The 23,213-nt window shown below is 72.8% G+C and carries 21 protein-coding genes; 15 read left to right on the forward strand and 6 right to left on the reverse strand.

Translation table 11 applies throughout. The annotated features are described in order from the left end of the window. The first annotated feature begins 14 nt into the window (after nt 1-14). From ABIC29_RS17975 to ABIC29_RS17985, 3 genes are read left to right on the forward strand one after another with little or no spacing between them, the layout of a single operon-like run. The gene (locus ABIC29_RS17975; protein WP_116086120.1) at nt 15-737 is read left to right on the forward strand and encodes a TetR/AcrR family transcriptional regulator; all 723 of its coding nucleotides are present in this window, start codon (nt 15-17) and stop codon (nt 735-737) included. Next, the gene (locus tag ABIC29_RS17980; protein WP_354247680.1) at nt 734-1,405 is read left to right on the forward strand and encodes a hypothetical protein; all 672 of its coding nucleotides are present in this window, start codon (nt 734-736) and stop codon (nt 1,403-1,405) included. The genes ABIC29_RS17975 and ABIC29_RS17980 overlap by 4 nt, the downstream gene beginning before the upstream one ends. Then, complete coding sequence (locus ABIC29_RS17985) at nt 1,402-3,345, forward strand: YhgE/Pip family protein (RefSeq protein ID WP_354247683.1); 1,944 nt, start codon at nt 1,402-1,404, stop codon at nt 3,343-3,345. The genes ABIC29_RS17980 and ABIC29_RS17985 overlap by 4 nt, the downstream gene beginning before the upstream one ends. 110 nt (nt 3,346-3,455) lie before the next feature. Here ABIC29_RS17985 and ABIC29_RS17990 read toward each other — a convergent pair whose 3' ends face one another. Then, on the reverse strand, nt 3,456-4,148 hold the full coding sequence (locus tag ABIC29_RS17990; RefSeq protein WP_354247685.1) for a DUF4386 domain-containing protein: 693 nt from the start codon (nt 4,146-4,148) through the stop codon (nt 3,456-3,458). Nucleotides 4,149-4,386: 238 nt separating this feature from the next. Between ABIC29_RS17990 and ABIC29_RS17995 the strand changes: the two genes are divergently transcribed. Beyond that, nucleotides 4,387-5,028 carry a TetR/AcrR family transcriptional regulator gene (locus ABIC29_RS17995; protein ID WP_116086113.1) on the forward strand — a complete coding sequence of 214 codons (642 nt, stop codon included), beginning with the start codon at nt 4,387-4,389 and terminating at the stop codon, nt 5,026-5,028. A gap of 85 nt (nt 5,029-5,113) precedes the next feature. Here ABIC29_RS17995 and ABIC29_RS18000 read toward each other — a convergent pair whose 3' ends face one another. Next, complete coding sequence (locus ABIC29_RS18000; RefSeq protein WP_055862834.1) at nt 5,114-5,482, reverse strand: nuclear transport factor 2 family protein; 369 nt, start codon at nt 5,480-5,482, stop codon at nt 5,114-5,116. 165 nt (nt 5,483-5,647) lie between these two features. After that, complete coding sequence (locus ABIC29_RS18005) at nt 5,648-7,186, reverse strand: MFS transporter (RefSeq protein WP_354247688.1); 1,539 nt, start codon at nt 7,184-7,186, stop codon at nt 5,648-5,650. 131 nt (nt 7,187-7,317) lie between these two features. On the opposite strand from ABIC29_RS18005, the gene ABIC29_RS18010 reads away from it, so the two are divergent. After that, nucleotides 7,318-8,010 carry a TetR/AcrR family transcriptional regulator gene (locus tag ABIC29_RS18010; RefSeq protein ID WP_354247691.1) on the forward strand — a complete coding sequence of 231 codons (693 nt, stop codon included), beginning with the start codon at nt 7,318-7,320 and terminating at the stop codon, nt 8,008-8,010. A gap of 21 nt (nt 8,011-8,031) precedes the next feature. Here ABIC29_RS18010 and corA read toward each other — a convergent pair whose 3' ends face one another. Beyond that, entirely contained in the window at nt 8,032-9,048 is a 1,017-nt protein-coding gene (gene corA / locus ABIC29_RS18015; protein ID WP_116086104.1) for a magnesium/cobalt transporter CorA, read from the reverse strand. A gap of 243 nt (nt 9,049-9,291) precedes the next feature. On the opposite strand from corA, the gene ABIC29_RS18020 reads away from it, so the two are divergent. The 9 genes from ABIC29_RS18020 (at nt 9,292) to idi (ending at nt 18,388) form a co-directional block, all read left to right on the forward strand. Continuing rightward, nucleotides 9,292-10,437, forward strand: a complete 1,146-nt coding sequence (locus ABIC29_RS18020; RefSeq protein WP_354247694.1) for a polyprenyl synthetase family protein — start codon at nt 9,292-9,294, stop codon at nt 10,435-10,437. A 126-nt stretch (nt 10,438-10,563) separates the two neighbouring features. Next, entirely contained in the window at nt 10,564-11,883 is a 1,320-nt protein-coding gene (locus ABIC29_RS18025) for an inositol-3-phosphate synthase (protein ID WP_116086098.1), read from the forward strand. Then, on the forward strand, nt 11,880-12,764 hold the full coding sequence (locus tag ABIC29_RS18030; RefSeq protein ID WP_354247697.1) for an SCO3242 family prenyltransferase: 885 nt from the start codon (nt 11,880-11,882) through the stop codon (nt 12,762-12,764). Before ABIC29_RS18025 ends, ABIC29_RS18030 begins: the two co-directional genes overlap by 4 nt. Further along, nucleotides 12,761-13,618 (forward strand): sugar phosphate isomerase/epimerase family protein, encoded by an 858-nt coding sequence (locus tag ABIC29_RS18035; RefSeq protein ID WP_354247700.1) that lies wholly within the window; start codon nt 12,761-12,763, stop codon nt 13,616-13,618. The genes ABIC29_RS18030 and ABIC29_RS18035 overlap by 4 nt, the downstream gene beginning before the upstream one ends. Next, a complete protein-coding gene (locus ABIC29_RS18040; RefSeq protein ID WP_354247703.1) occupies nt 13,615-14,268 on the forward strand; it encodes an EboA domain-containing protein in 654 nt (217 codons plus the stop codon). Before ABIC29_RS18035 ends, ABIC29_RS18040 begins: the two co-directional genes overlap by 4 nt. Before the next feature lies 1 nt (nt 14,269). Then, nucleotides 14,270-15,196 carry a TatD family hydrolase gene (locus tag ABIC29_RS18045; protein WP_116086096.1) on the forward strand — a complete coding sequence of 309 codons (927 nt, stop codon included), beginning with the start codon at nt 14,270-14,272 and terminating at the stop codon, nt 15,194-15,196. Further along, nucleotides 15,196-16,389, forward strand: a complete 1,194-nt coding sequence (eboE, locus tag ABIC29_RS18050; protein WP_354247706.1) for a metabolite traffic protein EboE — start codon at nt 15,196-15,198, stop codon at nt 16,387-16,389. The genes ABIC29_RS18045 and eboE overlap by 1 nt, the downstream gene beginning before the upstream one ends. Further along, nucleotides 16,386-17,789, forward strand: a complete 1,404-nt coding sequence (locus ABIC29_RS18055) for an alkaline phosphatase family protein (protein WP_354247709.1) — start codon at nt 16,386-16,388, stop codon at nt 17,787-17,789. The genes eboE and ABIC29_RS18055 overlap by 4 nt, the downstream gene beginning before the upstream one ends. Then, nucleotides 17,786-18,388: an isopentenyl-diphosphate Delta-isomerase gene (idi, locus tag ABIC29_RS18060; protein ID WP_354247712.1), complete on the forward strand. Its 603-nt coding sequence runs from the start codon at nt 17,786-17,788 to the stop codon at nt 18,386-18,388. The genes ABIC29_RS18055 and idi overlap by 4 nt, the downstream gene beginning before the upstream one ends. A 3-nt stretch (nt 18,389-18,391) precedes the next feature. Here the strand turns inward: idi and ABIC29_RS18065 are convergent, their stop codons facing one another. After that, nucleotides 18,392-19,030, reverse strand: a complete 639-nt coding sequence (locus tag ABIC29_RS18065; RefSeq protein ID WP_354247939.1) for a TrmH family RNA methyltransferase — start codon at nt 19,028-19,030, stop codon at nt 18,392-18,394. A 117-nt stretch (nt 19,031-19,147) separates the two neighbouring features. On the opposite strand from ABIC29_RS18065, the gene ABIC29_RS18070 reads away from it, so the two are divergent. Beyond that, nucleotides 19,148-20,464, forward strand: coding sequence for an Nramp family divalent metal transporter (locus ABIC29_RS18070; RefSeq protein WP_116086091.1), 1,317 nt, complete (start codon nt 19,148-19,150; stop codon nt 20,462-20,464). A 98-nt stretch (nt 20,465-20,562) separates the two neighbouring features. Here the strand turns inward: ABIC29_RS18070 and ABIC29_RS18075 are convergent, their stop codons facing one another. Beyond that, the gene (locus tag ABIC29_RS18075; protein ID WP_354247716.1) at nt 20,563-23,157 is read right to left on the reverse strand and encodes a rhamnogalacturonan lyase; all 2,595 of its coding nucleotides are present in this window, start codon (nt 23,155-23,157) and stop codon (nt 20,563-20,565) included. Nucleotides 23,158-23,213: the final 56 nt, after the last annotated feature.

Below are 23,213 nucleotides of genomic sequence, written 5' to 3' on the forward strand. Positions count from 1 at the left end.
CGTACGATGGAAGCATGCCGACCATCACCGAGGAGGTTCGCCGCGCCCCTCGTCGAGATGCCGCCGCGAACCGCGAAGCCCTGCTCGCCGCCGCATCGGCGACGCTGAACGAGCACCCCGACGCCGGGCTCGAGGCCATCGCCTCGGCCGCCGGCCTCTCGCGCCGAGCCGTCTACGGCCATTTCGCCGGCCGCGACGAGCTCATCGCCGCCCTCATCGCCTCCGGCGCGACCCGGCTCAACGACATTGCCGCCACGCTCGACCACCCGCACACGCCCACCGCGATCGCCCTGCTCGGCGCGCGCCTCTGGCACGCGGTCGAGCACGTGCAGCTGCTCGCCGCCATGGCCGTGCGCGAGCCCCACGTCGACCAGGTGGCGGCCGCGCTCGCCCCGGTGCGCGAACGCGTCGGCGAGCTCGTCACACGCGGCATCGACGAGGGCGCGCTGCGCGGCGACATGAACCCGCAGACGCTCGCCCGGCTCATCGAGCGCGCCGCGATCGCCGTGCTGCTCGAGGCATCCGTCGCCCGACTCGACGACGCCGAGGGCCACCGGCTCGTGATGCTCTCGGTGCTCGGCACGGCCGGCCTCGGCTGGCGCGAGGCCGGGGCGCTCATCGACGCCGCACCCGAGCTCGCGTACTGCCCCGCACCGGCAGGGGTCGGCACCACGGCCGGTGCTCCCACCGCCGCTGCCCCCGCCGACGCCGAGACCGGCGAGGAGGCCCGCGCGTGAGGATCGACCTGCACCACGTCTCGAAGGGCCGCAAGGGCCAGGCCCTGCCCGGCACGACGATCGGCTTCGAGTCCGGTCGCGCCACCCTCGCCCGCGCCGAGACCGAGCAGCGGCCCACCGTGCTCGGCCTCATGGCAGCGGGGCGCATGCGGCCCGACGCCGGCACCGTCACGATCGACGGGCGAGCGGATGCCTCGGCCATCCGCCGACGCGTGGCCCTCGTCGACGCACCGGGCGTCAGCGACCCCGCGCCCGACGTCACCGTCGCCGGCGTCACCGCCGAGGAGCTCATGTTCGCCGGCATCCCGTCGCACCCGGTCTCGGTCTCGAACTGGCTGAACGACCTCGGGCTCGCGGCATCCGCCCGGGTTCCGATCGCGAACGTCGACCCGAGGGACCGCCTGCGCCTGCTCACCGAGCTCGCGATCCTCCGCGACGGCGTCGAGGGGCTCGTGCTGGTCTCCCCCGACCGCCACGGCGGCGACCCCATCGAGTGGTGGGATCTCGCCCGGGCGCTCGCCGACCGCGGCTTCGCCGTGCTCGTGATCGCCGGCGACGCCTCGGCCGCCGCCATCGCGGCGAATTCGATGCTCGCCCGCATGCAGGGCGACGAAGAACCCGACGAGGACGTCGAACACGACGTCATCGCCGAAGGAGGCCTCGCGTGAAGGTTCCGCAGATGATCGCCGCCGAGTTCCGGCGCCTGTTCTCGACCCGCATGTCGGTGATCGCCCTCATCGCGCTCGTCGCCGTGCCCGTGCTCTACGGCGGGCTCTACCTCTGGGCGAACCAGGACCCCTACGCGAAGCTGAACGAGGTTCCGGTGGCGCTCGTCGTCGCCGACGAGGGCAGCCCCGCGACCGAAGACGCGGAGGCGCGCAACGTCGGCGACGAGGTCGCCGACGAGCTCATCGCCGATGGCACGTTCGACTGGCACCGCGTCTCCGCCGACGAGGCCGCCGACGGCCTGGCGGACTCGTCGTACGACTTCGTCATCACGCTGCCGGCCGACTTCAGCGAGGCGCTCGCCTCGATCCAGACCGACGAGCCGCGCCAGGCCGAGATCATCCTCGAGACCAGCGACGCCAACAGCTACCTCGCGGGCACCATCGGCGAGCAGGCGGTGAAGACCATCCGCACGACCGTCGCGGAGCAGGTCGGGCGCGAGGCCGCCTCGCTGCTGCTCGACTCGATCTCGACGATCCGGGGCAAGATCGTCGAGGCCGCCGACGGCGCGCAACAGCTCGCCGACGGCACCGCGACCGCGATCGACGGCTCCTCGAAGCTCGGTGCCGGCGCGTCCGCGCTGGCCGACGGCAACGCGCAGCTCGCCACCGGCACGCAGCAGCTCGCCGAGGGCAGCGCGACGCTCGCCGGTGGCGCACAGCAGGTGGCCGACGGCAGCGCGACGCTCGCCGACGGCGCACAGCAGGTCGCCGACGGCAATGCGCAGCTCGCGGCATCCGCCGACCGCGTCGGATCCGCCCTCGGCGACGCCGCGGCCTCCGTGCCGGAGGCTCGCGCCGACATCGCCGCACGGCTCGCGGCCGCGGGCGTCGACCAGGCGACGATCGACGCGGTGCTCGCCCGGCTCGACCCCGTTGCCGACGACATCGCCGCCGGCAACGCACGCGTGCAGGAGGTCGTCGGGCAGATCGACCAGCTCGCCGCGGGCAGCGCGCAGGTGGCGAGCGGCTCGGCGAGCCTCGCGGCCGGCAGCGCCCAGGTCGCGAGCGGTTCGGCCACGCTCGCCCAGGGAGCGCAGAGCGCCGCCGACGGCGCGGCCGCCGCGGCATCCGGCGCCTCGACGCTGCGCGACGGCATCGGCACGCTCGGCGCCGGCCTCGGCGAGCTCGAGACCGGCGCGCAGACGCTGCAGTCCGGTCTCTCCGACGGCGCCGCGGCGATCCCCGACTCCGACCAGGCCACCCGCGACGCGCAGGCGAAGACCATCGCCGACCCGGTCTCGCTCGAGACCGACGCGCTCACCGAGGCCGGCAACTACGGTGCGGGACTCGCCCCGTTCTTCGCGGCCCTCGCCGGGTGGATCGGCATCTACGCGCTGTTCCTCATCGTGAAGCCCATCTCGCGGCGCGCGATCACGGCCCTGCACTCGCCGATCCGGGTGACCCTCGCCGGATGGCTGACCCCCGGCATCCTCGGGGCGGTGCAGATGATCGGCCTGTTCACGGTGCTCGCGGTGACCCTCGGGTTCCCGATGACGCACCCGCTCGGCACGCTCGGGGTCATGGTGCTCGCCTCGGCCACGTACGCGGCGATCATCCTCGCGCTGAACGTGTGGCTCGGCTCCGTCGGGCAGTTCCTCGGGCTCGTGCTCATGGTGCTGCAGCTCGTGACCGCGGGCGGCACGTTCCCGTGGCAGACGCTGCCCGCGCCGCTCGCCGCGCTGCACCACGTCCTGCCGATGGGCTACGTGGTCGACATGATGCGCCAGTTCATGTACGGCGGCGACCTCGGCCGGGCGGCGTCCGACGCGGTCGTGCTGCTCGTCTGGATGGTCGGCGCGCTCGCCCTCGCGGCGATCGGCGTGACCCGCATGACGCACTTCCGCACGTTGCGCGACCTGCAGCCGAGCCTGATCGGCTGAGCGCGAGCGTCGGCGATCGCGTCGGCCGCGCACCTCGCGCACGAAGAGAGGGGCGGATGCCGCGGCATCCGCCCCTCTCTGCACCGTCGGCCCGGCGCGAGCCCGCGACCTCAGAGCGGGAACAGCAGCGCGACGCCCGTGCCCACGAGCCACACCGACCACGCGATGTACGCGAACGGCGTGATCGCACCTGCAAGCCGCCAACCGTGCTCCTCGAACCCGCCGACGAACTCGAGCGAGCACAGCGCCAGCACGGCTCCGACGAGGATGCCGATGAGGCCGATCCACCACGGCACCGCCGCGGACTGCATGATCGCGACCCCGACGAGGATCGTCCACGCACCGCTGAAGAGGTAGCCGAGGTGCTCACCCACAGCAACGCCGAGGTAGCGGTTGAACGACTGGAACACGATCTCGACGGCCTCGCGGCGCGCCGGCGACGCCTCGGCATCGGCACTCTCCCGCGCGAGGAAGGGAACGAGGAAGGGCCAGCGCACGAGGCCCAGGAACTGCACGGCCGCCGCGAGCACCCCGACGACGAGACCGGTCGCGACGAGCGTCCCATCCGCCCCGGTCAGCGTTCCGGCGACGAGCACTGCCGCCGGGGCGAGGAGCACGGCCGTCATCGCGAAGCACCACCACAGCAGCACGAGCGAGGACCCGCCCGCCCTGAAGCGCTCGAGGATCTCGGTGGTGGGCCTGCGGAGGATGTCGGGGTACGAGAACCGCGCTGCGAGTCCCGCGAAGGCGACGTTGAACGCGATGGGGAGCACGATCAGGAGAATGCCGGTGACGATGCGCATGGCGTCACGCCTCCGTCGTTGCGAGGTCGGCCGACGGAACCGGCCGTGTCTCGGACTCGATGGCTCGCGGCCCGGCAGTTCGCGACCTGGCGGTTCGCCGCCCGAGGAGCCGACGCAGCACCAAGTCGGTGAGGATGGAGGGAATCCAGCGGAGGGACATGTGCTGCTCCGATCACGTTTGCGTACGCTGTACGTTATCTCATAATGTACGCTGTACGCAAGAGACGGAGGAGTACGGATGACCGACACCACCTCCCCGCGCACGCGGCGTCGACGCAACTCCCTCACCGACGACGAGATCCTCGACGCCGCCGAGGTCGTCGCCGCGGGCGGGTTCGCCGCCCTGACCATGCGAGCGGTCGCCGACGCACTCGGTGCATCGCCCATGGCGCTCTACCGCTACTTCGCGACGAAGGACGAGCTCGTCGACGCCCTGCTCGACCGCGTGCTCGGCCGCATCGAGTTCGGCGACGAGTCCGGTGATGGCGATCCGCGCGCCGACCTCGACGACTTCGCGCATCGCCATCTCGCGCTGCTGCTCGCGCACCCGTGGGCCGTCGCGCCGCTCGTCGCGCACCCCCTCCCGGGCCCCAACGCCTTCCCGATCGGCGAGCGCGCGCTCGCGATCCTCGAGCGCGCCGGCCTGACGGGCGATGACGCGGTCGCGCTGTTCAGCGGCATCCTCGCGCTCAACTACGGGTGGGCGTCGTTCGCGATCTCGCGCGACGAACCCGATGCGGCCTCGAGCATGGCGCGGCTCTTCGCAACCACAGCACCCGGGCTTCCCCGCACCGCCGCGGTCGCCGTGGAGATGCAGCGATACGGCAGCGACGAGCACTACGACCGGGTGATCGCACGCCTGCTCGACACGGTCGGCTGAACTCGCCGAGACGCGACGGCGCCTGCACAGGACGATGGGCGGATGCCGCGGCATCCGCCCCTCGTTCGTTCGCGTGGCGCCGGCGCTACGCCGGCGTCTGCTGGTGCGCGGCCACGTGCCAGGCGCCGTCGTCGTAGACGTACGTGGTCGACATGCGAAGGTTCGCGGTGTCGTCGCCGCGTCGCGCGACCGCCCGATAGACGACGATGCCCGCGCGATCGCCGAGGCGGATCACCGCGGGCTCGTGCAGCTCGTACGACTCCCAGGGCGGCGTGCTTCGGAACCGCGCGAGGATCTCGTCTCGGCCGAGCGTCGCCCCCTCGAGGACCATGAGCGCGTCGCGGGTCATCGCGCGTTGGTAGTGCTCGCCGCCGCGACCGTCGAGGATCGCCTTCCATCCGGCATGCTCTTCGTGCAACAGACGGGCGGGCAGATCGTCGGTGATCTCGGTCATGGCGACAACGCTAACCGCGATCGGATGCCGCGGCTAGGGCGTTCTCGGCCCTGCGCCGGAGATTCTCGGCGACACGCCGACCCGGCCCGGCGCCACGCCAGGGCGCCGGGCGCGGATCCGGAGTTCGGGCGGGTCGGCGCGCGAACTCCGGAGCGACCGAGACGGCTAGTGCGCGACGACGGGTTCGGCGGATTCCGCGGCGGCCGCGGCATCCGTCGACTCGGCCGAGTGCGAGAGCGACAGGCCGTGGCCCCGACGACGGAACAGCAGCGCGGCGAGCACCGCGCCGAAGGCGAAGAAGGCCGCGCCCCACCAGTAGGCCACCGCGTAGCTGTGCACGGCCGCCTCGGCGGCGATCTCCGGCGTGGCGGGCAGGTGCGCCGCGAGGTAGTCGGCTGCGGCGGTCGCGGCGAGCGTGTTGAGCAGGGCCGTGCCGATCGAGCCGCCGACCTGCTGGCTCGTGTTGACGGTGGCCGAGGCCACGCCCGCGAACTGGCGATCGACGCCGAGCGTCGCCGTCTGCATGGACGCCGGCATGATCGAGCCCATCGCGAACCCGAGGACCAGCAGCGGCGGCAGCACGTCGACGGCGTAGGTGCTGTCGAGCCCGAGGCGGGTGAGGGCGACCATGCCGATGGCGCCGAGCGTCATGCCGAAGGGCACCATGACCTTCGGCCCGAACCGCGGCACGAAGAGGTTGGTCGACAGCTGCGCGGCGAGCACGAGCATGCCGATCATCGGCAGGAACGCGAGGCCCGTCTGGATCGGCGAGTAGCCGAGCGAGGCCTGCAGGTAGTACGTCACGAACAGGAAGATGCCGAACATGCCCGCACCCGCGATGAGCACCGAGGCGTACGCGGCGCCGCGGTTGCGGTCGAGCACGATCGACAGCGGCAGCAGGGGGTGGCTCGCACGACGCTGCCACAGCACGAAGGCGATCAGGAGCACGCCGGATGCCGCGAGGAAGCCCCACGTGAGCGGGGATTCCCACCCCTCGGACTCGGCGTTCGAGAAGCCGTAGACCAGCGAGAAGAGGGCGCCGGAGACGAGCACCGTGCCGGGGATGTCGAGCTTCGGACGGGGCCCGGTGCGCTTCGCGTTCGTCACGAAGACGACGGCGCCGACGAGCGCGACGGCCGCGATCACGACGTTGATGTAGAGGTTCCAGCGCCAGTCGAAGTTCTCGGTCAGCACGCCGCCCAGGAGGAGGCCGACGGCGCCGCCCGCGCCGGCGATGGCGCCGAACACGCCGAACGCGCGGGCACGCTCCTTGGGGATCACGAAGGTGGTGGTCAGCACGGCGAGCGCGGTCGGGGCGAGGAGCGCGCCGAAGGCACCCTGCAGCGCGCGGGCGCCGACGAGCAGTTCGAACGTGCCCGCGGCGCCACCGAGCGCGGATGCCCCGGCGAAGCCGATCAGTCCGATGATGAACGTGCGCTTGCGGCCGATGAGGTCGGAGAGGCGGCCGCCGAGCAGCAGGAGGCTGCCGAAGGCGATCGAGTAGGCGGTGATGATCCACTGGCGCTGGCCGTCGGTGAAGCCGAGGTCGGCCTGCGCCGCCGGGAGGGCGATGTTCACCACGGTGGAGTCGAGGACGACCATGAGCTGGGCCAGTCCGACGACGGAGAGCGTCCACCAGCGACGGGACGAGGGCGCCGGGGACGACGAGATCGTCTGCGTCGGAGCCGAGGAGGTGTTGGTCATGACGGAGACTATATACGGAACTCGGCAGTTTCGGAACCTTAACGTTTCGGATCTTCGGAGTTCCTGAACTATGCTGTTCCCGTACGGCGTGCCGACGCCGCGCAGACGAACCACGAGATGGGATAGCCGCAATGACGCAGCTCGACCTCCCCGCCGAAACGGGAGCCGCGGAGACCTCGGCGGCACCCCGCCTCGGGCGCAAGCGCGACCACTCCCGCGACCCCGAGATCCTCGACGCCGCGATCGAGATCCTCGCCGAGACCGGGTACGAGGGCATGACCATCGAGATGGTCGCCGGCCGGGCGAAGGCGGGCAAGGCCACGCTCTACCGGCGCTGGCCCTCGAAGGCCGAGCTCGTGCTCGACGCCGTCGCCTGCATGAAGCGCGGCGACCTCGAGGCCCCGCTCCCCGACACCGGAACGCTCCGGGGCGACCTCATCGCGATGATCAAGCCGCGCTCGATCGCCGAGGCCGAGAAGAAGCTGCAGGTCATGGCCGGCCTCGCGTCGATGCTCTCGCGCTCCCCCGAGCTCGCCGACACCGCCTACGCCACGCTCGTCGAGCCGCGCGCGAACATCAACCGCGCCCTGTTCCAGCGCGCCGTCGATCGCGGCGAGATCACCGGCGACCACGACCTCGAGACCCTGGCCGTGGTCAGCTCCGCGATGGCCTCGTATCGCCTGCTGATGCTGCGCAAGCCGGTCGACCGCGAGTTCCTGATCTCGATCATCGACGGCGTGGTCCTGCCCGCACTCGGCCTGCCGGCCGGCGAGGGCGAGACGGCCGGCGCGGGCGAGGCGGCCGGTCGGCGGCGGCAGGGCTGACGCCCTGCCGCGGCATCCGCCCTAGAGCCAGCCCTTGCGCTTGAACAACCCGTACAGCACGCCCGCGAAGGCGAGCATGAGCGCGAGCGCGAACGGATAGCCCCACGGCTCGTCGAGCTCGGGCATGAACCTGAAGTTCATGCCGTAGATGCCGGCCACGAGCGTCGGAGCGAAGATGATCGCGGCCCAGCTCGAGACCTTCTTGGCCTGCTCGCTCTGGGCGACGGCCGCCTCGGAGAGCACCTTCGTCTCCTCGTTCTGCCGTTGCGCCACGAGCGTCGAGTGCACCTGCAGCGCGTTCTGCAGCAGCTGGCGGAACGTGTCGCCGTGCTCGACGATGCGCAGCACGTGGTCCTTCACGTCGCGCAGGTACCGCTGCAGCTCGAGGTCGACCGCGTACTTCTCGAACCCGCGCTCGAGCGCGTCGAACATGCCCACGAGCGGACGGGTCGCGCGCTGGAACTCCATGACCTCGCTCGCGAGGTCGTAGATGCGGCGGGTGACCTCGGGGTCGCCGGAGAAGAGCTGCTCCTCGATCTCGTCGATGTCGTTCTCGAGGCCCGCGTCGACGGGGGCGTACTCGTCGACGACCTCGTCGAGCACGGCGTAGAGCACGGCTTCGGGACCCCGCGCGAGCAGGTCGGGGGTCGACTCCAGGCGACGACGCACCTTGGCGAGGTCGGGCGCCTCGGCATGCCGGATCGTGATCGCGAAGTCGGGGCCGATGAACACGTGCAGCTCGCCGAACTCGACCTCCTCCTCCTCGTCGAGGTAGCGGGCGGGTCGCAGCACCACGAAGAGCGAGTCGCCGTAGCGCTCGAGCTTGGCTCGCTGGTGGCCCTTGCGGGTGTCCTCCACGGCGAGGGGATGCAGGTCGAACTCGGCGGCGAGCGCGGCGAGCTCGTCGTCGGTCGGCCGGTAGAGCCCGATCCACGCGAAACCGCCATGCGCCTCGTGGGTCTCGAAGGTCTCCTCGAGCGAGGCGGGGGTGGCGACCCGGAGGCCGTCCTTGTAGATCGCGTTGTCGACAATGGGCACCCCCTCAGTCTGGCCCGCCTTGCGGCGGTCGATCGGCCGTCGAATCGGCGATCCTTCACCGCATCCACTTTTGCATGATCTACATACGAATGTCGCTCATTGACATCGCGACTTTGAGCGAAGTAGCCTGCACATCAGATCGCACAGCGGCGAAACCGAGCAGGATTCAGGTCCCTCGTCGCGGCGCGATCCGGTCCGGCATCCGCCGGCAGCCGTACCCGGTCGAAGATGACGGAGGTCTGCATGCTCCCCGCCCCGGTCGCCGCTGCCGCCGTCGCGCAGGACCTCGGATCGCCCCTCGCCCCCGCTCTCGGGGCCGACCTCGGACTCGACTTCGGTGCGCGCATCGACGACGCACTCGGCGACCCGGCGCACCTCGCCGGCGGCCATTGGGCCGAGGTGGGTCGGCGCACGGCTTCGGCCGGACCCGAGATGGGCGACCTCGTCGCCGCGGCACGTGCGGCCGACGGCGGCAAGTACCTGCGCCCCCGACTCGTCGCCGCCGCCTACCTCGCCCACGGCGGCACCGACCTCGCGCTGGTCCGCCACGTGGCCGGCGCCGTGCAACTCGTGCACCTCGCGCTCTGCGCCCACGACGACGTCATCGACGGCGACCGGGTGCGCCACGGCCGCCCGAACGTCATCGGCCGCGCCGAGACGGACGCCACCGCCGCCGGCCTCGACCACGAGGCCGCGAGACGGCAGGGCGAGGCATCCGGCATCCTCTCGGGCGACCTCGCGCTGAACGCGGCCGTCCTCGCCCTCCTCACCGCGCCGGCGCCCGAGCCGATGCGCCTCCGCCTCGCGACCGCCGCGCTCGACGCGATCGAGCAGGCCATCGCCGGCGAACTGCTCGACGTACGCAGCGAGACCCTCCCGCCCGAGGGCAGCAGGCCGCTCGTGGTCGCCAGGCTGAAGACGGCCTCGTACAGCGTGACCCTTCCACTCCAGCTCGGCGCGATCGCGGCCGGCGCCGACGATCCGGCCACGACCGGAGCCATCGAGCGCGTCGGAACGGCGCTCGGCATCGCCTACCAACTCGGCGACGACGACCTCGGCCTGTTCGGGTCTCCCGAGACCACGGGCAAGTCGGTCCTCTCCGACCTGCGCGACGGCAAGCGCACCGAGCACATCCGGCTCGCCCTCGAGCGGGCCGGCGCCGACGATCGCTCGCGCATCGCGCGGAGCCTCGGCTCGCCGGACCTCACCGAGGAGGACGCGCGACGGATCCGCGCGATCGTCACGGCGACCGGCGCACGCGCGGCCGTGCACGACCTCGTGGACGCCCACCTCGACCGGGGCATCCTCGGGGCCCGCGCGGGACTTCCCGCCCCGCTCGCCGAGTTCCTCGCGGAACTCGCCCGAGCGCTCCGCCACCGCACGCGCTGACCCGCAGAGCCCACGCCGGACGAGCCGACCAGACGAACGACCGACAGACGCACCGAACACGAAGCACCGAACACCAGCCCCGAGCACCGACTCGGACGCACCGAACCTCGATCGAAGGAGACCGACGTGGAGCACCACGCCCCGAACGACCCCGCCGTCGCAGCCGCCGCCGCGCAGCCCACCGCCGAGGCCGCCTGGGCCAGGGGCCGCGTCGGCCTCTGGCTGATCGGCGCACGCGGGTCGGTCGCAACGACCGTCGCCGTCGGCGTGCACGCCCTCGCCGCCGGCGTCGCCCCGGCGACCGGCTGCACCACGGCCGGCCCGGGCTTCTCGGAGGTGCCGCTGCCCGGCTTCGACGAGATCGTGATCGGCGGGCACGACGTGAGCACGGTGCCCCTCGGCCAACGAGCCGAGCAGCTCGCCGCCGCGGGCATGATCCCAGGCGCGATCGTCGCGGCCGTCCGCGACCAGCTGGACCGCACCGACGCCGAGATCCGCCCGGCCATCGAGCCCAACGCGTACCAGGGCAGCCAGCGCGACGCCGTCTCCCGGCTCGCGGCCGACATCATCGCGTTCCGCGACCGGCACGGGCTCGCCCACGTCACGGTCGTCGACGTCTCGTCGACCGAGCCGCTGCCGGCCGACCGGCCCGAGTTCCACGACCCCGCGCTGCTGGCCGCGGCGCTGGCCGACCCCGACCTCGCCATCCTGCCGCCCAGCTCGGTCGCCGCACTCGCCGCGGTCGAGGCCGGCGCCGCGTACGCCTGCTTCACCCCGTCGGCCGGCCTCGGCCTGCCCGCACTGCGCGCCATCGCGCAGCCCCGCATCGCCTTCGCCGGGCAGGACGGCAAGACCGGCGAGACGCTGCTGCGCACGGTGCTCGCGCCCATGTTCGTCGACCGCGGCATGCGCGTGCTCTCGTGGGCCGGCGCGAACCTCCTCGGCGGGGGCGACGGGCAGACCCTCGCCGACCCCGAGGCCGTGCGCAGCAAGCTCGCGTCGAAGACCCGCGGGCTCCACAGCCTGGTCGGCGAGCATGTCGTCGCTCCGCTGCACATCGACAACGTGCCAGACCTGGGCGACGTGAAGACCGCCTGGGACCACGTGCACGCCGAGGGCTTCCTCTCGAGCCGCATCACCCTGCAGACCACGTGGAGCGCCTACGACTCGATGCTCGCCGCTCCGCTCGTGATCGACCTCGCGCGACTGCTGTCGCTCGCCGGCGCGGCCGGGGTGCGCGGCGTCGTGCCCGCCCTCGGGAGCTTCTTCAAGGACCCGTGGGGCAGCGACGTGCACGCCTTCGCCGACCAGTCGGCCGCGCTGACGTCGTGGGCGTCCGACCTCGGCGAGCAGGTCACGGGTGCGGATGCCGCGCGCGCCGTCGCGTCGATCGAAGGCGTCGGCGCGCCCGCCGCCGAGCCCGCGCCGATCGGCGGGGTGCGGTGACGACGGCCGCCGACGTCCTGGAGCTCGTCCGCGCCCCCGCGGCGCTCACCGTGCTCGGCGACACCGCGGCCGGCGCCCAGGCCGCCGCGGGCGGTTTCACCCGGCGCGGATGGCTGCTGCCGCTCGCCTCGGTCGCGATCTACAGCGGCGGGATGGCCCTGAACGACTGGGCGGACCGCGACGTCGACGCCGAGGAGCGGCCCGAACGGCCGATCCCCTCGGGGCGGGTCAGCCCCCGTCGTGCGCTCGCCATCGCGGCTGGTCTCGGCACGATCGGGCTCGCGTTGGCTGCGGCCGGCGGCGGACGACGTGGGCTCGCGGTCGCCGTGCCGCTCGTGGCATCCGTCGTCGCGTACGACGTCGTCGCGAAGCCCACGGCCGCCGGACCGCTCGCCATGGCGGCCTGCCGCGGACTCGACGTGCTCCTCGGCGCCGGCGGCTCGCCACGCGCCCTGCCAGCCGCGCTCGCGGTCGCGGTGCACACGCTCGGCGTCACCGCGCTCTCCCGCGGGGAGGTGCACGGCGGCACGGCCGCCGACACGGGCCTCGCCCTCGTCGCGACGGGCGCTGCGGCGGCCGCGGTCGACGCGGTGAGCCCATCGGTGCAGACCCCCGTCGCGCGGATCGCCGGCGCCGCGGGTTCGACCGCCTACCTCGCCGCCGCACTGCCCGGGCAGCTCGCGGCCGCCGAGGATCCGAGTCCCGCGCGCGTGCGCGACGCCACCCGCGCGGGCATCGGATCGGTCGTGCCGCTGCAGGCGGCCCTCGTGGCCAGGGGCGGCGGACTCGCGGTCGCGGTCGGCCTGATGGCGGTGCACGCGACGATCCGCCTGCGCGGACGCAAGGGCCGCGTCGGCCAGGGCCAGGGGGACATCACGTGAGCGCGGCCCTGCCCGATGCCCGGTTCACGGTCGGCTACGGCACGAACGGATTCACCGATCATCCGCTCGACGACGCGATCACCGTGCTCGACGCCCTCGGCTACCGCGGGATCGCGCTGACGCTCGGGCACCCCCACCTCGACCCGTTCGCGAACGACGCCGACCAGGTCGCGGCCCGGCTGCGCCGACGACTCGACGACCTCGGCTGGCGCGTGGTCGTCGAGACCGGCACGCGGTACCTGCTCGACCCGTTCCGCAAGCACCGGCCGAACCTGCTCGACGACGACGCGAGCCTGCGAGAGCTGTTCCTGCGCCGGACGATCGACCTCGGCGGCATCCTCGGCGCCGACTGCGTGTCGCTCTGGTCGGGCGTCCTGCCCGACGGCGTCGAGCCGGCAGACGCCCACGACCGGCTCCGCACCCGCCTGGACGGCCTCCTCGGCCGGGCCGCGGATGCCGGGGTGTCGCTCGCGTTCGAGCCGGAGCCGGGCATGCTCGTCGAGACCGTCGCCGACGCGCTGGCCATGCGGGCGGACCTCGGCGACCCCGAGTCGCTCGGCCTGACCGTCGACCTCGGCCATTGCATCGTCGTGGAGCCCGACGGCGTCGTCGGCGCGTTGCGAGCCGCCGGACCGCTGCTGCGGAACGTGCAGGTCGACGACATGCTTCCCGTCGCGCACGAGCACCTCGAGCTCGGGCACGGGGCGCTCGACCTCGAAGCCGCACTGCGCACGCTCGACGACCTCGGCTACGACGGACTCGCCGCCGTCGAGCTTCCGCGCCACGCGCACGACGCCCCGGGCGTCGCCGCCCGATCCATGACCGCACTCCGACACGCCTGGGAGGCACGATGAACCACGAGTGGACCGAGGGGGCCGTGCGGCTGATCGCCGCCGACCCCGACCGCATCGCGGAGCTGTTCCCCGCCGCCGGCCGCGAGGTCGGCCGGGCCCCGCTCGCACCGGACACCGATCCGCTCGGCCTCACCGCAGGCACGACCGACGACGTCGCACGCGAGGCGCTCGTCGCAGCCCTCCTCCGCGCGCTTCCGCCCGAGGAGGCGGCGGCCGAGCTCGCCGACCTGTACCGGTACGGCGACGACGCCGAGCAGCGAGGCGTGCTGCGAGGGCTCGGGGCCGCCGAGGCATCCGGGTCGCTCGCGGCATCCGCAGACCCCACCGCCAGCGCCGACCCCGTCGTCACGATCGGGCTCCGGCTGGCCGCCGACGCGCTGCGCACGAACGATCCGCGCCTCGTGGCGGCGGCCCTCGGGCCGTTCGCGGCCGCCAGGCTCGACCAGCACGCGTGGCGGCACGGCGTGCTGAAGGCGCTCTTCATGGGCATCCCGCTCGACGCCGTCGCGGGGCTCGACCGTCGCGCCGACGCCGAGCTGGCGCGCATGGCCGCCGGCCTCATCGCCGAGCGCCGCGCGGCATCGCGCCCCATCACCGACGACATGACCCGGCTCGCGTCCGCGAGCACCACCGACCCTACGGAGGACTGACATGCGCATCTTCGACCCGCACATCCACATGAGCTCGCGCACCACGACCGACTACCGGCAGATGTACGCCGCGGGGGTGCGCGCCCTCGTCGAGCCGTCGTTCTGGCTCGGGCAGCCGCGCACGAGCGTCGGGAGCTACACCGACTACTTCGACGCCCTGATCGGGTGGGAGCGGTTCCGCGCCGCGCAGTACGGCATCCGCCACCACGCCACCATCGGGCTGAACCCGAAGGAGGCGAACGACCCGCGCTGCCGCGAGGTGCTCGACGTGCTGCCGCGCTACCTCGCGAAGGACGGCGTCGTCGCGGTCGGCGAGACCGGGTACGACTCGATGACGCCCGAGGAGGACGAGGTCTTCGCCCGGCACCTCGAGCTCGCGCTCCGGCACGGCCTGCCCGCGCTCGTGCACACCCCGCACCGCGACAAGGCCGCCGGCACGCGCCGCACCCTCGACGTCGTGCGCGAGTCGGGCCTCGCGCCCGGCATGGTCGTCGTCGACCACCTCAACGAGACGACGGTGGCGGATGTCGCCGACAGCGGCTGCTGGATGGGCTTCTCGATCTACCCCGACACGAAGATGGACGAGCACAGGTTCGTTGCGATCCTGCGCGAGTACGGCACCGAACGGATGCTGGCGAACAGCGCCGCCGACTGGGGCCACTCCGACCCGCTGAAGACCCTCGCGACGGCGCACGCCATGCTCGATGCCGGGTTCTCCGACGACGACGTCGACCTCGTGCTCTGGCGCAACCCGGTCGAGTTCTACGGGCAGAGCGGCCGGTTGAACCTCGATCCGGTGCCGGGGTTCGATGAGGCGACGGATGCGACGACGGATGCCTCCGAGCCGACGCCGTCGGCCCCGGCGCCGTCGGCCCCCGTGTCGTCGACGTTCGAGGGAAACTCCGTGCTGCGGGGGGTGCCGGCCTGATGGAGCTCTCGTACTGCACCAACGTGCACCCGGCCGAGGACCTCGACGGCGTGCTCGACCAGCTCACCCGGTACGCCGGCCCGGCGCGTCGCGCCGCGGGCCTCGACCGCCTCGGCGTCGGCCTCTGGCTGCCCGCTCCCCTCGCCCACCGGCTCGCCGAGGACCCCGGCGCACGCGACCGGCTTCGCGCCGGCCTCGCCGCCGAGGGCCTCGAGGTGCGCACGATCAACGCGTTCCCGTTCACCTCGTTCCACGCCGAGGTCGTGAAGCTCGACGTCTACCGCCCCGACTGGACCGACCCGCGACGAGCCGACTACACGCTCGACTGCGCCCGCGTGCTCGCGGACCTCCTGCCGGAGGGCGCGGTCGGCAGCATCTCGACGCTGCCGCTCGGGTGGCGCTTCCCGTGGACGCCCGCCGAGGACGACGCCGCGACGGCGGCGCTCGACCGGGTCTCCACCGGGCTGCGCGAGCTGCGCGACCGCACGGGGCGCACGATCCGGCTCGCGATCGAGCCCGAGCCGGGCTGCGTGCTCGACACCGTGGACGACATCGTCGAGTGGCTGTCGCCGCGGCTCGGCCCCGGCCGCCTCGACCCCGAGTTCATCGGCATCTGCCTCGACACCTGCCACCTCGCCGCCTCGTTCGCCGACCCCGTCGAGACCGTGCGTCGCGTCGGGCGCGCCGGCATCCGGTTCCCGAAGGTGCAGGCCTCCGCGGCGCTGCACATCGCGGACCCGGCACGACCCGATGCTCGCGAGGCGCTCACCGCGTTCGCCGAGCCGCGCTACCTGCACCAGACGCGCGCGCTCGCCCCCGACGGCGTCGTGCTGCGCGTCGACGACCTGCCCGATGCGCTCGACGAGGCCGCGGGCCTCCGCACCGACGGCCCGTGGCGCGTGCACTTCCACGTGCCGCTGCACCTCGAGCCCGAGGCGCCGCTGTCGTCGACGACCGACGTGCTGCGTCGCGCCGTAGCCGCCGTGCGCGAGCTTCCCGACGGCGACAGCGCCCACCTCGACGTCGAGACGTACACGTGGACCGTGCTCCCCGGCGGCGCCGGCGACCTCGTCGAGGGCATCGCCGCGGAGCTGCGGTGGGCGACCGGCGAGCTGCTCGGCGACCCGGCGGGAGCGGCTCCCGGCGATGCGCGGTCGGCCGCGGCATCCGGCGCAGTGGGGGTGGCCTCGTGACCCGGGTGCTGCTGCTCGACGTCGTCGGGCTCACCGCTCGCGCCCTGTCGCAGATGCCCCGCCTGCGGGCGCTCGCAGCCGACGGCGCGACCGCCCGGCTCGGAACCGTGCTGCCCGCGGTCACCTGCAGCGTGCAGTCGACGATGCTCACCGGGCTCCCGCCCGCGCAGCACGGCATCGTCGGCAACGGCTGGTACCACCGCGACATCGGCGAGGTGAACCTCTGGCGCCAGCACAACGCGCTCGTCGAGGGCCAGAAGCTGTGGGAGACCGCGCGTCGCCGCTCGCCCGGTTTCACGACCGCGAACGTGTGCTGGTGGTACGCCATGGGCGCGACGACCGACGTGACCGTCACGCCCCGCCCGGTCTACCACGCCGACGGCCGCAAGTCGCCCGACGCCTACACGCGCCCGCCCGCCCTGCACGACCGGCTCGTCGGCGAGCACGGCGAGTTCCCCCTCTTCCAGTACTGGGGGCCCACCGCGTCGATCGCGTCGACGCGGTGGATCGTCGAGTCCACCCGGTCGATCCTGCGCGAGGAGGCATCCGACCTCGTGATGGCGTACCTGCCGCACCTGGACTACGACCTGCAGCGCTTCGGGCCCGACTCGCCAGAGGCCGACCGGGCGGCCGCCGAGCTCGACGCGGTGCTCGCCCCCCTGCTCGACGACGCGATCGCCGCCGGCGCGACGGTCGTCGCGGTCGCGGAGTACGGCATCGCCCGCGCCGACCAGCCGGTCGACGTGAACCGCGCCCTGCGTCGCGCCGGCCTGCTCGAGGTGCACGAGCAGCAGGGCCGCGAGCTGCTCGACCCGACGACCTCGCGCGCGTTCGCCGTCGCCGACCACCAGGTCGCCCACGTCTACGTGCGCGACCCCTCCGACGTGCCTCGCGTGCGCGACCTGCTCCGCGGACTCGACGGCGTCGACGAGGTGCTCGACCGCGACGCGCAGGCTCGATACGGGCTCGACCACGCCCGCTCCGGCGAACTCGTCGTGGTGGCCCGACCCGGCGCCTGGTTCACCTACTACTACTGGCTCGACGACGACCGGGCGCCCGAGTTCGCGCGCGGCGTCGACATCCACCGCAAGCCCGGATACGACCCGGCCGAGCTCTTCTTCGACCCGGCGGATCCGATGGCGAAGGTCCGCGCCGGGCTCGGCCTCGTGCGCAAGAAGCTCGGCTTCCGGTACGCGATGAACGTCGTGCCGCTCGACCCGAGCCACGTGCGCGGCACCCACGGGCGCCTCCCCGAATCCGACGAGGACACCCCGCTGCTCATCTGCTCGGATGCCGCGCTGCCGTTCTGGGACGCGGCACCCGAGCTGGTGCCCGCCGCCCGCGTGCGCGACCTCGTGCTCGAGGCGGCACGCGTGCCAGAGCCGGCGGCCGCGCCGTGAGCGGCGCGACCGGCACGGCCGCCGGGGTCGCGACCGGCGCCGACGTCGAGCTGGTCGTCCTCCTCGACGACGACGGCACCCCGATCGGCACCTTCGACAAGGCCCTCGTGCACGGCTTCGACACCCCGCTGCACCTCGCCTTCTCGTGCTACGGCTTCGACGCCGACGGACGGATGCTGCTGACCCGGCGCTCGCTCGCCAAACGCACGTGGCCCGGGGTCTGGACGAACGCCTGCTGCGGGCACCCGCAGCCCGGCGAGGATCCGGCCGACGCGGTCGCCCGGCGCGTGAGGACGGAGCTCGGCGTCGAGCCCCGCGACATCCGGCTCGTGCTGCCCGACTTCCGGTACCGGGCCGTCGACGCCGGCGGCATGGTCGAGCACGAGCAGTGCCCGGTGTTCTTCGCCGACCTCCCGACCGACCTCGCGCCCGACCCAGACGAGGTCGTGTCGTGGGTCTGGGTCGAGCCCGCCGACTTCCTCGCGACGGCCGAGCGCGCGCCGTACCTGCTCAGCCCGTGGAGCGTGCTCCAGGCGGCCGAGTTCCGTGCAGCCGGGCTGCTCGAGGCGCTGCCAGAGGGGCTGCTCGACTCGCGCTGACGCTCACCGGCGCGCGTGCCGCCGCACCCACTCGTGCATCACGATCGCGGCGGCCGCGCTCGCGTTGATCGATCGCGTCGAGCCGTACTGGGTGATCTCGACCACGCGGTCGGATGCCGCGATCGCCTCGTCGCTGAGCCCCGGGCCCTCCTGCCCGAAGAGCAGCACGCAGCGCTCGGGCAGTTCCACCCGGTCGACCGGCACCGAACCCTCGACGTTGTCGACCGCGATGATCGGCAGCCCCTGCGCCTCGGCCCAGGCGACGAAGTCGGCGACATCCGGATGGTGCAGCACATGCTGGTAGCGGTCGGTCACCATGGCGCCGCGCTTGTTCCACCGTCGGCGGCCGATGATGTGCACGGTCTCGGCGGCGAACGCGTTGGCGCTGCGCACGATCGAGCCGATGTTCAGGTCGTGCTGCCAGTTCTCGATGGCGACGTGGAACGGATGCCGGTGCAGGTCGAGGTCGGCGACGATCGCGTCCATGCTCCAGTAGCGGTAGCGGTCGATGACGTTGCGGGTGTCGCCGTGCTCGAGCAGCTCGGGGTCGTAGTGCGGCTCGTCGGGCCACTCGGACCGCCCGCCCGGCCACGGGGGCACGCCGTGCGGCAGGGTCGGCTCCGGATGCTCGGGCTCGGGCAGTTCGCGCTCGGGCTGGTCGGCACCCTGCTGATCGGTCACGCGCCAACGCTACCCGCCGCGGTGCAGAACATGCCGTAGAGCCGTTTCGGCCCGCCTAAATATTGCTAGGGTTTCGGTATGCCGAAAACTCTCGACGACGAGACGACCCCGACGCGACCAGGGCCGCCCGACGCGACGGCGACGGATGCCGCGGGCGGCCGCGCCGCGGCATCCGCCCCTCGTCTCGCGTGGCTGATCGGCCCGGCCCTCGTCGCCGGCGTCGCCTACCTCGACCCGGGCAACGTCGCGAGCAACATGACCGCCGGAGCCCAGTACGGCTACCTGCTCGTCTGGGTCGTGGTCATCGGCAACGTCATGGCCTGGCTGATCCAGTACCTGTCGGCGAAGCTCGGCGTCGTCACCGGCAAGAGCCTGCCCGAGGTGCTCGGCGAGCGCATCGGCAACCGCTGGGGCCGGCGCGCGTACTGGCTGCAGGCCGAGGCCGTCGCCATGGCGACCGACATCGCCGAGGTCATCGGCGGCGCGGTCGCCCTGAACCTGCTGTTCGGCGTGCCGCTCGTGTGGGGCGGCCTGATCACCGGCACCGTCTCACTCGTGCTGCTCGTCATCCAGTCGCGCAGGGGGGCGCGCCCGTTCGAGTTCGTCATCATCGGACTGCTCGTGATCATCGCCGTGGGCTTCAGCGTCGGCGTCTTCGTCGCCCCGCCCGAGCCGGGCGCCGTGCTCGGAGGGCTCGTGCCGCGCTTCGAGGACGCGAACTCGGTGCTGCTCGCGGCCTCCATCCTCGGCGCGACGATCATGCCGCACGCGATCTACGCGCACTCGGCGCTCGCCCGCGACCGATTCGCGCCGAGCCACCGAGCGGAGGCCCGCACCATCCCGACCGCGCGCCTGCTCACGGCCACCCGCTGGGACGTCACGATCGCGATGGCGATCGCCGGCACCGTGAACCTCTGCATCCTGCTGCTCGCCGCCGCGAACCTCGCCGGCGTCGAGGGAACCGACAGCCTCGAGGGCGCCCACGCGGCTCTCGAGGCCTCGCTCGGCCCGATCATCGCGACGCTGTTCGCGGTGGGCCTGCTCGCCTCCGGCCTCGCGTCGACCTCGGTCGGCGCCTACGCGGGCGCCGAGATCATGCACGGACTGCTGCACGTCCGAGTGCCGCTCATCGCGCGCCGGCTCGTGACCCTCATCCCCGCCCTCGTGATCCTCGCGCTCGGGTTCGACCCGACGGTCTCGCTCGTGCTCAGCCAGGTCGTGCTCTCGTTCGGCATCCCGTTCGCGCTGATCCCGCTCATCTCCGTGACCGCGAAGCGGGGCGTGCTCGGCCGGTACGCGAACCACTGGGCGACGACGGCGGCGGGCATCGCGGCATCCGTGTTCCTCATCTCCCTGAACGGCGTGCTGCTCTGGCTCGTGTTCACCGGAGCCTGACGAGATCGACGGGCATGGAACCGCCCCGGGTCGCCGGCACGGAATTGCGGCGCCCGGGGCGGTCGTCTGTCGTCCGCGGCTCCGCGCGGACGGGTCTCTCAGCGGCGCGAGAAGTCGTACGTCCAGACGGACGTCGCGCCCTCCGCGATCGCATGGCCGGGCTCGGGGACGGCGGTCACCGTGACCTTCCCGCTGACCGTGACCTTCCCGTTCGGCGAGGTCACGAGGTCGCCGTCGACGTAATAGGCGACGCCCGCGACGTTCGTGGGAACCTGCACCTCGTCCTTTCCGGACTTCGGCCGGTCCTTGAACTTCGGCTCGCGCGGCGTCACGGGCGTGGTGGTGATCGGCACGTCCGTCCAGTCGAGGTCGCTCGCGAGGTAGAACGACGTGTACGCCGGCTGGTTGTACGTCGTCTGCTGGCGTGCGGTCTCGACGCGGTACTGGGGGTCGTGCATGAGCGTGGTGAGCTTGTGGCTCGTGAGCTCGGTCGTCGAGTAGATGCGCAGCGCGCTCGAGTCGGTCGTGCGCACGAGCAGCTCCTCGCGCCAGTCGCCGAGCACGTCGGCCACGAGCGACGGATTGCCCTTCGTGCCGTTGTTCGTGAGCGTGCCGGTCGCCGTGAGCAGGCGTCCGCGCGTCCAGTCGTCGATGGTCGGCGTCTGGGTGCCGCTGCCGTTCACGATCTGCGTCGTGAGGTCGCCCGCCCAGCGGATCGACATGTTCGTGCCGGGCGTCTTCGCCTCGAGCTGCTGCCCGCTCGCGCTCAGCAGGCCCGAGCCGAGGGTGCCGTCGGGCATGCTCGCCCACACCTCGATGCCGGGCACGTCGGGGCGAACGTCGCCGATCATCGCGCGACCGGTGTCACGACCCGAGTACGAGCCGAACAGCGTCTCGCCGGTGGCGGCGTCGCGCAGGGCCGAGCCGTAGGGGGCCGAGACGCCGCCCTCGTGCGCCGTCCAGATCTCGAGACCCGGACGTGCAGGGTCGATGTCGGTCACGTGCATGGCGTCGCCGTGGCCGAGTCGCACGTTCGCGCCGGGGTTCGCGCTGCCTTCGGGCAGCACGTCGAACGAGCTGGAGAGCAGGCTCCCGTCGTCGTCGATGGTCGCGGATCCGTAGACGAGTTCCTGGCGGCCGTCGGCGTCGACATCGGCGAAGCTCAGCGAGTGGTCGCCCTGCGTCGTGAGCGTGGCGAACTCGGGGTCCGTGCCGTCGCGCCCGTGGGGCGAGTCGTCGAACGGGTTCGTCATGGGCACGTGACCGCTGTCGACGTACCACCGCTGGCTGAGGCGCTCGCCGTCCCAGTCGTAGGCCGTGACCGTGGAGCGCGTGTAGTAGCCGCGGGCGAAGACCGCCGACGGGTGCTGGCCGTCGAGGTATCCGACGCCGGCGAGGAACCGGTCGACCCGGTTGCCGGGCTCGATGCGGGCCATCGCGTAGTCGCCCCAGAGCAGGCCGTCGTCACCGCGGCCCGGGGTGTAGGCGACCGTCTGCAGCTCCTCGCCGGTGGCGCTGTCGAAGACGGTGAGGTACTCGGGTCCGTCGACGATGAAGCCCTCGAAGTTGCGCAGCGCGTTGCGGGTGCTGCGCGCCGGGGCGTAGACGTCGATGAAGTGGTCCACGAGCTCCTCGGCGCTCACGCGGCTCAGCGGGTACTCGTGCGTCACCGGGATGCCGAACGCCTCCTCGAGCGTCGCGGGCCAGTGGCCCGCCACGACCTCGGGATGCTCCGTCCATCCCTGGAACAGCTCGACGAGGTGCTCCTCGTAGTCGGCCGCGCTCATGCGGTAGTCGTCGGCGTTCGAGTAGCCGGCGGCGACATCCGCCTCGGGCATCGTGATGTACGACTCGCTCGCGACCGAGCCGTCGGCGGCGTAGCGGATCGACTTCGTGCCCGGCGCCGTCTTCAGCATGGTCTCCGATCGGCCGTCGCCGTCGAAGTCGTAGACGAGGAACTGCGTGTAGTGCGCGCCGGCGCGGATGTTCACGCCGAGGTCGAGGCGGTTCAGCAACGTGCCGTCGAGCTCGTACGTGTCGAGGTAGACGGTGCCGGTGTAGCCGACCTGCGAGACGTCCTTCGAGTTCGACGGGTCCCACTTGACGAGGTACTCGTACGCCCCGTCGCCGTCGACGTCGCCGACCGACACGTCGTTCGCCGAGTAGGTGAACGCCTCGCCCTTCGGGGTCACGCCGTCGGCGGGCTTCTGCAGCGGCAGGTCGTGGTATCCCTGCTCCCAGGCCGAGACGGGGGCGGATGTCGCGAGCTCGACCCCGTTGACCACGGGCGAGACGGTGTACGTCGAGGCGGCGGTGCCGGCGGCATCCGCGTAGTTGGTGCTGTCGGCGACCGTCGCGATGCGCTCGCCGTCGCGGGAGACGACGAAGTCGGGACCGGCGAGACCGGTGTCGGTCGCGCCGGTGGCCTCGGTCGTGAGCAGGCGCCAGCTGAGGAACACGCCCTCGGCGGTCGAGACCGCGACGAGTCCGCGATCGAGCGCCTCGAGCTGCGGTCCCGGCGCGGCGGGCTGGTGGCGAGCGGCCGCGGTGGCGGCGACGTGGCCGGCGACCTGGCCCGCGACCTGGCCCGCCGGCGCAGGTTTCGCGGCCGCCGCCTGCGCCGAACCGGCGATCAGGCAGCCCGCGGCGACGACCGCCAGGGCAGCGCGGAACGGATGGGTACCGAGATTCATCGTCGAATCCTTCTCTGGGCGAAGCCCGTTGGGATAACGCTTTCCGTGCGGGTCCG

It is taken from the genome of Agromyces sp. PvR057 (assembly GCF_040547485.1).
Lineage (GTDB): Bacteria > Actinomycetota > Actinomycetes > Actinomycetales > Microbacteriaceae > Agromyces.